9 protein-coding genes, 3 pseudogenes, 1 CRISPR repeat array and 1 riboswitch are annotated in these 15,115 nt (G+C 46.0%); of the genes and pseudogenes, 6 read left to right on the top strand and 6 right to left on the bottom strand.

The window, feature by feature from the left end:
• Window positions 1–43: 43 nt before the first annotated feature.
• From ACWGOO_RS08565 to ACWGOO_RS08575, 3 genes are read left to right on the top strand one after another with little or no spacing between them, the layout of a single operon-like run.
• Window positions 44–628 carry a TetR/AcrR family transcriptional regulator gene (locus ACWGOO_RS08565; RefSeq protein ID WP_354451118.1) on the top strand — a complete coding sequence of 195 codons (585 nt, stop codon included), beginning with the start codon at window positions 44–46 and terminating at the stop codon, window positions 626–628.
• 22 nt (window positions 629–650) lie between these two features.
• Complete coding sequence (locus ACWGOO_RS08570; protein ID WP_452482463.1) at window positions 651–2,015, top strand: HlyD family secretion protein; 1,365 nt, start codon at window positions 651–653, stop codon at window positions 2,013–2,015.
• Between the two features lies 1 nt (window position 2,016).
• A complete protein-coding gene (locus ACWGOO_RS08575) occupies window positions 2,017–3,240 on the top strand; it encodes an ABC transporter permease (protein WP_452482465.1) in 1,224 nt (407 codons plus the stop codon).
• An 85-nt stretch (window positions 3,241–3,325) separates the two neighbouring features.
• On the opposite strand, the pseudogene ACWGOO_RS08580 reads toward ACWGOO_RS08575, so the two are convergent.
• Window positions 3,326–5,208 (bottom strand): annotated as a pseudogene (locus ACWGOO_RS08580) (glycine betaine ABC transporter substrate-binding protein).
• Window positions 5,183–6,406 carry a quaternary amine ABC transporter ATP-binding protein gene (locus tag ACWGOO_RS08585; RefSeq protein ID WP_452482467.1) on the bottom strand — a complete coding sequence of 408 codons (1,224 nt, stop codon included), beginning with the start codon at window positions 6,404–6,406 and terminating at the stop codon, window positions 5,183–5,185. Before ACWGOO_RS08585 ends, ACWGOO_RS08580 begins: the two are co-directional and overlap by 26 nt.
• A gap of 514 nt (window positions 6,407–6,920) precedes the next feature.
• On the opposite strand from ACWGOO_RS08585, the gene ACWGOO_RS08590 reads away from it, so the two are divergent.
• Entirely contained in the window at window positions 6,921–7,484 is a 564-nt protein-coding gene (locus ACWGOO_RS08590; protein ID WP_452482469.1) for a GbsR/MarR family transcriptional regulator, read from the top strand.
• A gap of 207 nt (window positions 7,485–7,691) precedes the next feature.
• Entirely contained in the window at window positions 7,692–9,173 is a 1,482-nt protein-coding gene (locus ACWGOO_RS08595; protein ID WP_452482471.1) for a carboxylesterase/lipase family protein, read from the top strand.
• 94 nt (window positions 9,174–9,267) lie between these two features.
• Here ACWGOO_RS08595 and ACWGOO_RS08600 read toward each other — a convergent pair whose 3' ends face one another.
• From ACWGOO_RS08600 to ACWGOO_RS08610, 3 genes and pseudogenes are all read right to left on the bottom strand, one after another.
• Window positions 9,268–10,218: a DMT family transporter gene (locus tag ACWGOO_RS08600; protein ID WP_452482473.1), complete on the bottom strand. Its 951-nt coding sequence runs from the start codon at window positions 10,216–10,218 to the stop codon at window positions 9,268–9,270.
• A gap of 172 nt (window positions 10,219–10,390) precedes the next feature.
• Window positions 10,391–10,535: riboswitch (FMN riboswitch) on the bottom strand.
• A 238-nt stretch (window positions 10,536–10,773) separates the two neighbouring features.
• A pseudogene (locus ACWGOO_RS08605) lies at window positions 10,774–10,947 on the bottom strand (ABC transporter permease); the annotation flags it as partial.
• 29 nt (window positions 10,948–10,976) lie between these two features.
• Window positions 10,977–11,684, bottom strand: coding sequence for a response regulator transcription factor (locus ACWGOO_RS08610; RefSeq protein WP_452482475.1), 708 nt, complete (start codon window positions 11,682–11,684; stop codon window positions 10,977–10,979).
• A 616-nt stretch (window positions 11,685–12,300) separates the two neighbouring features.
• A CRISPR array of direct repeats spans window positions 12,301–13,055; the repeat unit is 30 nt; unit sequence CTTTGACCACAACATGAGATGTATTGAAAT.
• Window positions 13,056–13,222: 167 nt separating this feature from the next.
• Between ACWGOO_RS08610 and ACWGOO_RS08615 the strand changes: the two genes are divergently transcribed.
• Window positions 13,223–14,098, top strand: a complete 876-nt coding sequence (locus ACWGOO_RS08615) for a DNA-binding protein (RefSeq protein WP_452482477.1) — start codon at window positions 13,223–13,225, stop codon at window positions 14,096–14,098.
• An 805-nt stretch (window positions 14,099–14,903) separates the two neighbouring features.
• On the opposite strand, the pseudogene ACWGOO_RS08620 reads toward ACWGOO_RS08615, so the two are convergent.
• A pseudogene (locus tag ACWGOO_RS08620) lies at window positions 14,904–15,115 on the bottom strand (IS5-like element ISSoc13 family transposase); the annotation flags it as partial.

The raw sequence follows: 15,115 nt of genomic DNA on the forward strand, positions 1-15,115 counted from the left end.
ATAATTTTTGTACTGGACGGTCAGTTCAAAAGAAGGAGGAAGTATGAAAAACCAGACGAAGGAAATTATTTTTAACGGCGCACTCAAAGCTTTTTCCGAACGAGGCTTTAATGAAACTAATATGGAGGAAATCGCCAAGGTATGTGGCATAGCCAAAGGAACCCTGTATTACAATTTTAAAAACAAGCAAGAATTGTACATTTACATTCTGAAGATGGGGATGGAGCGTTTTGTTCAGGATATCCGTGAAGCCATGGCTCCGGTTCCAAAGGATCAGGTAGAATCGAGGATTCTCAAGCTGATTCAAGTGCATATTGAGTTTATTGGAAGAGAGCCGGATTTCTGCCGTTTGCTGGTTAGCAAGGGATGGGTTTCGCAGGAGCAGCATTTTAATATCAGGCAGGTACTGGCTGACTATTTTGATTTTATGGAGGCGGAGATCGATTCCGGTAAGTTTTACGGGAAAATTTCGAGTAAGCTGGATGCAAAAACGACGGCAAATTGCTTATTTGGTATTTACATTTTTGCTCCGATGCGGTCGATGGTTTGGGGCGAAACGATGAATCTGCAGGAGGTTCGCGAAAGTATTGAAGTATTTGTATGTAACGCGCTGGGTATGCATCATTAATAGACAGATGGAGTGATGAGACATGAAAGGTAAAAAATATACGATTTACGCCGTACTTATTGTTTTAATCGCTGTAGGGATTTATGCCTTGACCGCTTTCCCATGGGGAGGCAGCAGCTTATCTGCGGATCAGTCCTCTTCCATTCCCACCGCTTACGTAGAATCGGATACGCTCAATGCCAGCTTTAAGTTAGCGGGACGTATTGATCAGATGCTCGTGAATGAGGGCGACAAGGTGAAAAAAGGGCAGGTGTTAGCCCATCTAGAAAGCCGTGAGATGGAAGACAAGGTGAAACAGGCACAGGCGGCATTGCTGGCAGCCCAGAGTAATGTGTCCAAAGCGAAGGCTGGCGTATTGCAGGCTCAAGCGGGAGTGGGGCAGGCACAGGCTACCGTGAGTGCAGCTCAGGCCAAAAAGAGCCAGGGCACCACAGCAGTCGGGGTGACTGCACAGGCTTCCTCCAGTCAGATTGAACAGGCACAAGCGGCTGCGGCTGCGGCTAAAGCCAAGCTGGATGCCCTCAAGAGCGGTGCAAGACCGCAGGAGCTTGAGCAAATGCAAGTAACTGTGAAGGCAGCCAAGGAAACGCTGGATTTGAGCGCTAAAAATCTGGAGCGTGCCAAAAAGCTCCAAGAAGCCGGGGCGGCAACGCAGGCGTCATTGGATCAAGCGACGCTGGAGCATCAACAGGCGGAAGCCAAGTACAATTCAGCATCTCAACAGCTGAATATGATACGCGAGGGAAGCCGCAAGGAAGAAATTACGGCGGCTGAAGCGCAATACCGTCAGGCATTGGCTGCGGTAAAGGAAGCACAGGCAGGAGCAGGCAAGGTTACTTTGCAGCAGGAGGATGTCAAAGCTGCACAGGCTTCGGTAGAACAGGCGCAATCCGCTGTGAAGGCGGCGCAATCCACGGTGGAGCAGGCTCAGTCGGCGGTTGCAGGTGCCAATGCACAGGTAGCCCAGGCGGAAGCTGTCCTTCAGGAAGCTCAGACCTACTTGAGCTACACTACGCTGCGCGCATCCGAGGACGGCATTGTAAAATCCAAATCGCTCAGCTTGGGCGAAATGGCCGGCGCAGGCTTCCCGGTTTATACCATTGAAACTTCGACACAGCGTTGGGCTAAATTCTATGTGCCTGAAACGTCTTTGAATGGTCTTCAAGCAGGGGATACCGTCCAAATTAAATTGCTGTCGGATGGTAAGGAGCTGAAGGGTAAAGTGATTTTATTGGAATCGGCTGCCGACTTTGCCATTCAAAAACCGAGCCAAAGCTCCGGTGATAAGGATGTCCGTTCCTTTGGCGTTAAAGTAGCTTTGCCGGATCTTGCGACTTCGGTTCCGACAGGCTCCACGGTTCTGCTTACAGGCAAAGGGGCGCAGTAATATGCAGGATCAACAGGAAAGATTTCGTATTCGCGATGTGTTTCGTGAGGAATGGCTGAGCATCTTTCGGGATCGACGCTTTATGGCTATTCTGCTGATTACGCCGATTGTGTATACTATCTTGTTCGGCTTCCTGTATTCTCATGAGCGGATTACCGAGATGCCTGTCACGGTGTATGACGGAGACAATTCGCAGCTTAGTCGCCAGATCATTCAGGCGTTCGATGCGACAGATTCGTTTGCCGTTACACGGCAGGCCACCAATCAGGAGGATGTGGTTCGTCAGGTGGAAACCGGGGAAGCCAAGGTCGGCATCGTCATTCCCGACAATTTTACCACCCGGCTTAAGCATGGGGAGAATCCGCCCGTGCTGACCCTGATTGACGGCAGTAACATGATGTATTCCAACAGCGCCAGTCGGATCGCAAATCAAGTCATTAGCAGCGTAAGCGCCGGGGTTTCGGTCAATTCCATGAAGCAAAAGGGAATGAACGCCGATCAGGCCGCCTCAACGCTGAGTACCATCCCGTTCCGGTCCAGAGTGCTGTTCAACCCGGTATATGATTACAAGCTGTTCATGCCGCTAGGGGTCATTTCTGCGGCTCTCCAGCAGTGTTTGCTGCTTGGTATTGCTTTGTCTTGTACGCGGGATAAGGAAGCAGGGACTTGGGGGAGATTCGCCGCATGGAAAAATACCCCTTGGCGACTCGCAATTGCCAAGCTGACACCGTATTATGTGGCGGGAGCTTTCAATGTGCTGACTGTATTCAGTATTAGCGCCCTATGCTTTGATATTCCGTTCAGGGGGCAGGTGCTGCCGCTGATTCTGGTGTCGCTGGCCTTTAACTTTGCCTTGTGCAGTTTAGGGTTCCTGTTCAGTCTCTTTTCCAAGACAAGAGTGGATGCGACCCAAACCCTCATGTTGATTGCCGTTCCTTCCTTTATGCTGTCAGGCTATACGTGGCCGCTGGATGCGATGCCAGGCTTCTTGCGGGGGCTTGCCGGAATATTGCCACTGACGTATTTTCTGGATGCTGTACGGAATATCACCCTCAAAGGGCTGGATATCACGTACGTCTTCAAGGATACGATTGCGCTGGGCGTTATTGGCTGTGTGAGTCTGCTGGTGTCCTTTGCCATCTATCCGCTATTCTTTAGACAACGTCAGACAGCAGACCAGCATACCGATGTGCCTGCTCAAGAGGGAGTTACGCTTAAAGGCTAAAAAGATTAAGAGTAATCCTAATATGTATGTATATTAAAAAGGCAGATCAGGTTTTTATTCCTGATCTGCCTTTTGGTTTTAAGTGCTATATCATATTGGCTGCGGTCAGCTTCATCAACCCGTCGCCGGGGGAGACACCGACAATTCGGTAGCTGACCTCCTTGCCGAAATCCCAGTAGTGGCAGAAGCTGGAGCCGAAGCGACTCCGTTATCCTGTAAATCAGCAATCGATTTGACATTCATATAAGCTGGAACGACCAAGCCCGTTTTGACACCCGTCATATTAGCGCCCAGATCATCAAGCTTATCCTTGTATTTAGCCCAGTAGTCCGCATGAGTCAATGGCAGCCATGCAGCTGGTGAGGCATCCACATCACCGCTGGCAACACCCGTCCACATTGGACCTGCTTCAACTTGCAACGCGGTTACTTTGTAACCCAGTTTGTTTTCTAAAATATATTTCAGCAAATTCGTGCTAGCAATTTCAGAATCCCAAGCCACATAACTCAGCTTGAAGGTGTCACCATGGACAGGTTGCAGTCCCTGGGTCCATTCCTGCACCTTATTGGCATGCTTCTCAGCCCAATCCTTGGCAGCTTGCTCAGGACTGGTTCCACCTTGAATGGCAACCATCATTTCACCCATATCCTCCGGAGTCCATTTAAAGCGTTTCAGGAATTCGTAAGCGACAGGAGCATCCTGTTGCAGTCCTTTACGGGCAATCGTATGAATACCCTCGGCCTCACCATAGGATTTTTTAGGGTCTTCCAAATATTTGAGATCATACTTGTTGAACATCCAGTGAGGAGTCCAACCTGTAATAATGATCGGTTTTTTCGCTTTTATGGCCTTGTCCAGTGTTGCAGTCATCGCTGCACCGGAACCTTCTACCAACTTCCAGTCGGACAAATTGTAGTCCTTTAACGCCTTGGCAGTTGATTTCATAATCCCTGCCCCGGCATCAATTCCAATAATTTTGTAACCGACTTCTTCGCCAACCGGGTTGGCAGCAGCGTTTCCTTTGCCAGATGCAGAATGATTTGATCCAACAAAATATTGCGATGCGCCAGCGATCAAAATGACAGCCGTAACCGCAGAGGTAATCCATACCTTTTGCTTGGTGGATACGCGGTTTTTGCCTCTTTTTGCTGGTTTGAACAGGTTTTGCGTGAAACGGTCAAGCACGATAGCCAGAACAACGACAGCCAATCCGGCTTCAAAACCTTTACCAATTTGCAGCTGTGTCACGGCACGGTATACAACGGCACCGATACCTTCCGCACCGATCATGGAAGCAATAACAACCATAGACAGTGACAGCATAATCGTCTGGTTCATACCAGCCATCAAGGTTGGCATAGCCAGAGGAAGCTGTACTTTGAACAACTTTTGCGCCGAGGTTGAACCGAATGCGTCAGAGGCTTCGACCAATTCACTCGACACTTGCATAATCCCCAAATTCGTCATGCGAATGGTTGGCGGGATTGCGAAGATAACAGATGCGATAACGCCCGGTACAACACCAAGGCTGAAAAAGGTAACCGCAGGGAGCAAGTACACGAACGCGGGCATCGTCTGCATGAAATCAAGCAAAGGCGTAATGATGCGTGACGCCGTTTTGCTGTATGCACACCAGATCCCGATTGGAATCCCGATGACAATGGATACGAGTGCGGACGTGATTACCAGTCCGAGCGTATTCATCGTTTCGCTCCAATAGCCCAGATTGTCAATCAGCAGGAAGCCGATGACGGTAAACAGCGTAAGCTGAACCCGACCGATCATAAACGCGATAATCCCGATGATCACAATGAACACCAGAGGGTGCGGAAGCATGAACAGCCCAGAGAAAAAGCCTACAACAGCTTCAATAACAGAAGAAATAACATTAAACAATCCAGCCAGATGAATACCCATCCAGTCTACGATGATTTGAATCCACTCAGCGATTGGCAGTTTCGGAATCAAGGGCATTCACCTCCTTCGTGGTGGTTACATCTCCGCCAAGTGCGCCCAGCAAAGCTCCACGGACGATAACACCCAGCAACTTCTGTTTGTTATCGACTACGGCCAGAGGGACCTTGGACGAACTTGTAATTTCGAACAAGTCATTAATGACCGTTTCCGCAGCAACTTGCGGTCCGTCCGTCATAAGAATATCTTCAATCTTCAAATTATTGCGCAGTGCATGGACAGCATCCTCGGCATTGATAACGCCCAATAGTTTCTTGGTACGGTCAATGACGAACAGATTGGAAATCCCGCGTTCCCGCATCAATTCCAGAGCAACACGCGGACCACGATCCATTGTGATCGTTTCTGGACGAAGCATGACATGAGCAGCCGTCAGTACCTTGGACAGATCTACATCCTCGACGAAGCGGGCTACATAAGAGTTAGCCGGTTGGATCATAATTTCTTCCGGTGTACCGATCTGCACGACCGATCCGTCCCGCATCAATGCAATCCGGTCACCGATCCGCAGCGCTTCATCTAGATCATGGGTGATAAACACAATCGTTTTCTTCATTTTATCTTGAAGCTCCAGCAGCTCATCCTGCATGTCACGGCGAATGAGAGGGTCCAGTGCGCTGAATGCTTCATCCATCAAGAGCACTTCAGGGTCATTAGCCAGCGCCCGTGCCAAACCGACACGCTGCTGCATACCGCCACTCAGTTCATCGGGCATTTTATCGCCCCAGTTTTTAAGACCGACCAGTTCCAGCGCTTGCTGTGCTTTTTCCTGGCGTTTCGTTTTCTCTACCTTTTGAATTTCAAGGCCGTATTCTACATTTTCCAATACAGTCCGATGTGGGAACAGGGCGAATTTTTGAAAAACCATGCTGATGGTTTTACGGCGAACTTCACGGAGTTGTTCTTTGTTCATCTTACGGAGATCCTTGCCGTGGACCAGAATTTCACCGGAGGTAGGCTCAATCAAGCGATTTAGCATTCGCACTAAAGTGGACTTGCCACTGCCCGAAAGGCCCATAATTACGAAAATTTCACCTTGCTTAATTTCCATGTTGGCCTTGTTGACACCAACGGTAATTTGTTTTTCTTTGGCCAGCCTTTCCTTGCCCCAACCTTGCTCCAGGAGTGGAACACCTTGCTCTGCGTGAGGACCAAAGAGTTTGCTGACATTTTTGACTTCCAAAATCGTCATACATACACCTCTTCTTTCTATACTTTGCTTGGTATTAACCCCGTTTGCATTAAGGATCGAGTATAAAAATCATGATTTTGAACATCCTGAACGGTTAATGACAAAATTAATTGTAACAGAAGCATTGCTTGCTTTTCAAACAAAAAAACTGTTCATAAAGTACGTACAGAAAAAACTGTACAAAGTTTCCTTCTATATACTCCTTTGTTCTCTAGAATGCTCAAACATCTGGAACTTTACAACCGATAGCTCTTTTTTTTAAAATAGACAATGAAATATAACCATAAGCAAAAGATTTATGTATATCCATAATTTTAAAATTTAACTATTATTAGCAATTTTGTGAATTGTGATTTTGAGCGACCCATGCTGTTGTATAGACAGAAGCTTTGCTTTTGAAACATTTCGTTTTTAATTGAAAGATTTCATGCGTTGCGTCAAAGCCAATCGGTTACGGGTAAAAGTCGTTCATAGGATCTTAGGCAAAATGCTCTAAAATTAGGAGGTTGCAAGCATGAGCTTGTACCAGTTAGGTGATGAGCAGCAGGCTTCGCTGCAAAAAATTCGCAAACGTGTCATAGAAGCTATAGGTAAAAATATGGATTTGTATGGAATCACCCTATCTGCGGGGCATTTGTACGGTTTGCTTTTTTTTGCGGATAAACCGATGACGCTGGACGAAATGGGCCGTGAAATGGAAATGAGCAAAACGAGCATGAGTACCGGTGTCCGAACGCTGTTGGATCTGAAAATGGTCAACAAGGTGTGGAGCAAAGGCTCGCGCAAGGACTTGTATGAAGTCGAGTATGACTGGCATCAAACGTTCACGGACTTCTTTGCTATTAAATGGAGAAAAGCGGTTGAAACGAATTTGCTGGTGCTGCGCAAGGCCATTGAGGAACTGGACAGATTGCTGGAGAAGGGCGGGGAATATGAGGAATTTAAGGCTGTTCTCCAGCAGGATCGTTTAAAAATGAAGCAGGCTGTGGCCTACTACAAGTGGCTGGACCGACTGATTGATTCGATGGAAAGCGAAGAAATATACAAGCTGATCCCCAAAGAAGAGGTTCGTGATTAATCGCTTATCATCTTTTGTTCTCATAAAAATGCCGGAGTGCAAAAAGCGTTCCCGGCGTTTTTTGTGTTTGGTTTTGTGAATTTGGATTGGCTTTGCTCAATTTTTGGTTTGGCCCTGCGCAAAGGGTATAATAGAGATATGAAATGATTGATATAGCGTTGTGTTGAATATTGAACATTGAACATACAGGTTAAAGGAGGCTTCATTATGGAGAGTATTACAGTACATACCCGCCTGGGTCAGCTTCGTGGTGAAATGGTGAATGGATATCATGTATGGAAAGGAATTCCATATGCACAGCCTCCTGTGGGAGAACTGCGTTTTCACGCGCCTCAGCCTTTGAAGCCTTGGGAAGAAGTTCGGGATGCGACGAGCTTTGGGCCGATCTGTCCGCAACCTATGCCATCTGCTGAGAGTATGACCGGGAATCTGATGGAACCGCCTGAGCAGTCGGAGGACTGCTTGTACCTGAACGTCTGGACGCCTGCTTCGAAGGCACCTACGGAGGGACGTCCAGTGATGGTGTGGATTCACGGCGGAGCTTTTGTAACAGGATCGGGAATTATTCCATTATGTGACGGGGCACGGATGGCGGAAAATGGGAATGTTGTCGTCGTTACGCTCAATTATCGGCTCGGGCCGCTGGGCTTTTTGCATCTGACTCCACAGGGAGACGGACTGACCTCTAATGCGGGGCTGCTGGATCAGATTGCTGCGCTGGAATGGGTCAGGGACCATATCGCCGCATTTGGAGGTAACCCGAACGAGGTGACGGTGTTCGGGGAATCGGCGGGAGCCATGAGCATTGCCGCGTTGTTGGCCATGCCAGCCGCTGAGGGCCTGTTCCGGCGTGCTATTTTGCAGAGCGGTGCATCGCAGGTGTTACCAACTTCACAGGCTGAGCAAGTCACGGCTGCGTATCTCCAGCAGCTGGGGGTGGATCCCCTGCATCCGGAGCGATTGTTTACGCTACCGACGGAGGCGCTCATGCTTGCCATGGCTAAGACGCACGAAATGATCGGCCCGGGACTGGCGATGCTCTATCAACCCGTCGTGGACGGTGTGACCTTGCCTGACGTACCTTTATCTGCGATTGCCAAAGGATCAGCAAAGCAGGTATCTGTTCTGATCGGAACAAATTTGCATGAGGGTGCTTACTTTATTCGCAAGGAATCCCATCTGATGAACAAGTCGACGGCGAGTCAGGCATTGGAAATGATGACGGGCATGTCAGATGTTGGTGAGCTGACGGAACCTTTTCCTGTTACGATTGAGGGACAAGCGCAGATGCTAACGGATCTGTTTTTCTGGCGGCCTGCCCTGGCTCTAGCAGTTGCACAAACGGTGCATGCCCCGGTGTGGATGTACCGTTTTGACTGGACGCTGCCGGGGCATCCTGTATTCGGAAAAGCAGTTCACTGCGCGGAAATTGCGTTTGTTTTTGATAATCTGGAGCTGCTGGGCAAGCTCGGATTGGACGTTCATCCGCCTATGCGGACGCTGGCTCACGATATGCAGCAGGCATGGGTTGCTTTTGCACGTGACGGAAAGCCTGTGCTGCCGAAAGGGGAGTGGCCGGTATACAACAGGGAAACACGGGCTACGACCATTTTTCATCAAGACATCTCGGTGCAGCATGACCCGGAAGGAGAGAGACGCCGCCAGTTGACCGGACAGATGAGTATCTGAACCCGGTATTGAGATATCATTGAACCGCCTGACATCATAAAAGCCTTTGCCCGTATTTGTATACGGACGAAGGCTTATTTAGGCTGAACAGGTACTATTCATTTTTTTGCTGTCGAGAAATCATAAAGAGTGTAATCCAGATCAGCATAAAGCCAGTCAATTGCGATACCGTAACAATCTGCTGAAAAGCGATCCAGTTAATCACGACACCGACCATGGGAAAGCTTAATTCTGCCATCGTGGCATAAGACGCTTTGGTCGTGCTCAAGCCCTTGTAATACAGCAGCAGGCTGAGAAGACCCGGAAGCAGCGCCTGCAACAACAGATTAATAATCACAGCTGCGCCCGCCCATGTGCCAGCAGGCATATTCCAAGGTGCATGCTCCACAGAGGTGAGAACAATCAGCAGAGGGAGAGCCATCATGAAGCGCAGGGAGGTCACAGTCTCATATTTCATCGAACGAAGCAAGTAGCTTCCCATCACTGTCGAACCGCCCCACAGGATCGCTGCTCCTAGTGCAAGCAGACTGCCGACGTGGACGAAATCATGAACATGTCCGAAAGGGAGCGACCAGCCGAAGGTAAGAAGATACGTTCCGAACAAAGCCACGATCATTAATATTCCAAAATTACGCGGCAGCATTTCCTTCAATATAACGCGGGCCAGAATAATAGCGACCAACGGTTGAAGCTTCTGGAGCAGCAGCACAGCGTTAAGATCACCGTTGCTGAGTGCCATCGTGAAGATCACGCTGGCCAGAGCCGAGCCGCCCCACGAGACGAACAAGATAGCCAAAATCTGACGAAGCCGTACCGCTTTAAGCTCCTCGCGATGCTTCCACAGCACTGGGGCAAGGGCGATAAAGAGCAGCACATGCTCCATCAGCACAATTTGTGTTGAAGTAAATGATTTGAGCAAAATAATGCGAAACAGCGGGTCCGCGCCCCACAAGGCTGCTCCAATCGCGACTAGCCAAAAACCACTTTTCATGTGGGAGCTACGCTCAAAACCTTTGGATGTTAGTACAGTTGATGATTGACTCATACTCAATTAGCTCCTTGCGAATACAGGACCGGTGGCACAAAAACCCCCGTCCATGGCGTTAGGCCATGCAAGACGGGGGTTGATCAAATAAACTTGCCGCTTTATGCAAGTTAAATGAAGTTGCTGTAAAACCAATAACGCAGCATTCATCCACTTTGCGGCATGTTCATACTTCGATCTTCTTCCATCCGGACTTTACCGTCGGCTTTGGCATCTCACCAAATCAGTCCGTATCTTGTTGCCAGATACAGAGTCGCGGGCTTAGCTCCATGAGCCATACCGCCGGTTGGGAATCACACCCTACCCCGAAGATCCTTATTCCGTTTTTTAATTTCTCCTATAGGATATACCTGTTTTAGAATGAAGTCCAGTGAAAAATATGTGTACCTCGAACAAAGTTTTCATTTATTTTTTGAAAGCATTTTGCAAAATTACATGTTACGAGGTAATATCCGTATACTTGATGCGGCGGATGGCTGCATGCTACGAGCATTCCCAACACGGCAAAGCCGATCTGCACAAGCGCAATGGAGCTAAGTACATAAGATTTCCGGGTTTGGCGACCATCAGCTTTTTGCGGTCAATCGGGTACATGAACAAGATGTTAATCGACTTGGACTTAAATTCGCCCACAATAAAGCGGCACAGCAGGACAGAGGCCCAAATAATAAACGTGGCTCTGAACAGATAGTCCAAGAGGTCCAAAAGCTCAGCGTACTGTGTAAATTGTCCATTCAGAAAAGCTCCCGATGTTCATATCACCCGTTCTCCCATTTGTAGCCGACACCCCATAAGGTCTTGATATGAATGGGGTGGGAGGGGTCTTCTTCGATTTTCTCACGTAAGCGGCGAATATGGACGTTAATCACGTTTTCGTCACCCATATAATCCTCTTTCCAGATAAACCCGTATAATTGCGCTTTGGTAAATACACGGTTCGGATGGGTAACAAATAGCTTCAGAATATCAAATTCTTTGGCTGTTAGATGAACCCGAACCTCGCCTTTACGAACCATAAAATGTTCGAAATCAATGTGCAGACTTTCGTAGGTCAGGACTTTTGCTTTCGGCTGTTCTTCCTGCTGTTGCTGGCGTGCATAGGTAGTGGCTCTGCGGATCGCGGACTGTATACGTGCCATCAATTCTAGCGTCGAAAAAGGTTTGGCCACATAATCGTCTGCCCCGAAGCCCAGTCCAAGCGCTTTATCCACAGCGCTGTCCTTGGATGACATAATCAGGATCGGCACGGCGCTATTGGAACGGATTCGGCGTATTACCTCCATACCATCAACCTTGGACATCATCAGATCCACGAGAACTAGATCGTAGGTATTACGTTCAAAGGCAAGAAGCCCTTCTTCGCCGTCATAGACGGTGGTTAATGTGTAACCTTCCTTGGTTAGCGCTTTGTGCAGCATTTTGGCGATGGATGTATCGTCTTCAATTAGAAGTATGTGTGTGTTCATAGGTGTGTGGCACCTCCTGAGTTATGGGGATCAGTTCATAAGTGGTATTGTTACGTGAACTTATTATATAGCGGTTTGGACGGGATTTCCAGGTATACTCAATAAATTAAGAATTGCAATGAAAATATCAGAGAGGCAATGAAATAAGTATTTCCAAAAGGAAGCTTATATACAAGTTTTCGAACGGAGGTTAGAAAGACATCGAATGTTAAGGTTCTAGTCAAACTTTTTAGATTAAATAAAGAATTGCAAATTTAAATACACTAAGTGTTAATGTCATTGAAATTGACCTAGAAAATACATTTATTATTATACCTCCAAGAAATCCATAACAATACAGACTAAAGGTCTATTTTAAGGACGGATTCCAATATTAAAATAAAAAATCGTAGTCTTTGAAGTTGCTTAAAATTTGAGAAGATGGGGGCCAAGGAAGAACTCTTTTCCCAACCTCTAAATGACATGATACAGGGAATTACTTAGAGCCACAAGGGATTTAGACGTTTTTCTCTACAATTGTAGGATAACGACTTACAGTTGGGGAAAAATTGCGAAACCCTTGTGGCTGTAGTAAAATAAGCACATTGTTAAAACTGAAAAGGTTGATACTACTAGCCTTTGACCACAACATGAGATGTATTGAAATGCATCCGGATCGGGAAAGATCGAGCTCAAAATCTTCCTTTGACCACAACATGAGATGTATTGAAATAGAGGGTGTGATCGGCTTAATGCGCGCCTATCAATCTTTGACCACAACATGAGATGTATTGAAATTAATAACATAATAGTTAAAACATTAAAAAGGGAATACTTTGACCACAACATGAGATGTATTGAAATAGAAATATTTGTATTCCCTACTGAACCAGTGTGGCACTTTGACCACAACATGAGATGTATTGAAATTTGGTTCCGCGTAATTTACTCTCTCCCGGCATTCTTCTTTGACCACAACATGAGATGTATTGAAATAATTTATTAGTAACCTAGGGGGCAAGGATACAACAGCTTTGACCACAACATGAGATGTATTGAAATCGGTGTAGGCGTTGTTTTTCCTCCACCGCCCGTATCCTTTGACCACAACATGAGATGTATTCAAATTGGACACGGCCACGGGTAAAGACAACGCAAACGACAACTTTGACCACAACATGAGATGTATTGAAATTACCATCCCACACAACAGCGGCGCCCAATGCCTCGCCTTTGACCACAACATGAGATGTATTGAAATCCGCGTCAACCTGTTCAGCCAGCGTAGGGTACTTGTCTTTGACCACAACATGAGATGTATTGAAATATGTCTGCCACTGGCGCCAGTTTTCGAGCCAGTAACTTTAACCACAACATGAGATATATTAAAAAAGCATCCCCTTTTGAACACTACACGATAATCGCCAGCCCCAATTATACTCTTTTTTTATAATCCACTTAAAAACGTTAATGATCGACAAAAATCCGGAAATTTTGATTGATATTTAGGAAGAACACATGTGAAATTGGATTAAAATGTAACCAAGGAGGAATTGCATGTGAAAGAGTTTGACTTTGATGAAATAACAGACGTTGATTCAATTGTCGGAATGCTAAAAATGGCTTTTTCGCTTGAGGAATGGGAACAAATGATTAAAATTGCAGACCAACTGCATACTCAAGCCCATAATGTATATGACCAGCAGCAGTTACAACGCACAGAAGGTGGACAGCCTAGAACCATACATATGAAACGACCGCTTGTATATTATTTAGGGTTTAACCAACTGATGAAGGGGTTAGCGTATCAAAAACTGGGTAAGTATGAAATCTCAAGAGACTGTGTTGAACAGTACGCTGAACTTGGTTGGGTAAAGGATGTGGGCGATCTTGAATCACAGGATATAGTTGAGCACTTCTGTATGTTAGCCAAAGCGAATACATACACCCTAGACTTGCTACAAGGCAAAGAGAGCGTGCTACCGGAATATATTCAGTTTTTACATGAACATTCGGCTGAAGAGGTAATTCCAGGCATGATCACGATTCTAGAATCGGCAATTATGCATAATTACGACATCAATCCTATCTTGAAGGACTTTGCAGAAAGAGTCGGAGAACTGGGGGGTTTCTATAGAGAACCCCACAATTTGAACTATTACGTTGAATTCCTTTATCAGCTCGCCCTTTATAGATTCAAGGAGGGCAAATCTGGTCTTGCAATTGATGCCGTCCTAAGAGCAATGGAGTATGCCCACAGTTTAAAAAACGATACGAGTTTTAAAAAATGTGTTGCCCTGTTCGAATCCCAACGTAGTCATGCAGTTAAGCACCAGAAAAAAAGGTACAAATCCATTCAAAATAGCATTTTAGGGCGGGAAAAAGATCCTGCTAAAAATGGTATTTTCGATGACTCACTGATCCGAATTGTTTAGCTTCATTCTTCCATGAACTCCATTCCTATTTATATTTATTATTGGAAAAGCAAAAACCTCCTAAGCCACTTAAAATGGTTAGGAGGTTTTTGACATTTGCGTCATTTGGGTTCTAATATACTTTTTAAATCTCAAATTCTGAAAGGATGATTAATATAAAGAACTTCAGAAAAATAGATTACATTGTCATTTTTATAATTATATTTGTAGGCTTTTTAGTAAACATCGTGGATATTCCAAATCAATCAATATTGCCTATTATTTTAAAATCGGTGTTTGCTTCTTTTTTGGTAAGTTTGGTGTTGGGTTCAAGTACTAATTGGCTATTCAGAAAGAAGTAGCTCACAGCCATTAGTAAGAATATTTCCGAACAAAAAGAAAAGGAACATCGGATGTTATGGTTATAGTCTAGTTTTCAGTAGTTTTAAAACTAGAATTATAAATTTAAATACACCAAGTGTTTCATTCAACCAATAAGGGCAATTTTTTCTGACGCATTTTACATTATACTCTTAGGTAAGGGATCTCGACATAGACCAAAGGTCTATATTTTTTCCCAACCTCTTAAATAGAATGAGATAGGGAAGTTCTTAGAACCACAAGGGATACAGCCGTTTTTGTTTACATTTGGAAAGAAGCGGCCTACGGTTGGGAAAAAATTGCGAAACCCTTGTGGCTGTAGTAAAATAATCACATTGTGATTTTAAAAAGCTTGATTTTACTAGGGCGTGTATTCAAACCTAAGCAAGCCAGATAAGTTACTAATGTGCCGCTGCCGTTTCCTAATATTTGCGTGTATTCAAACCTAAGCAAGCCAGATCATAATCGAGGCCAACGTCAAAAAAGCCTTGAAGGTGCATGTCAATTTATCAAAGCGAGTCGCTAGGCGACGGTAGTGCTTGGTTTTGTTGAAAAAGCACTCCACTAAATGCCGTTCTTTGTAGATTGCTTTGTCCCATTTTCGCTGTACTCGACGGTTTTTCTTGCTGGGAATCACTGGAGTCGCCTCTTGCTCTT

It is taken from the genome of Paenibacillus sp. NPDC055715 (genome assembly GCF_053617595.1).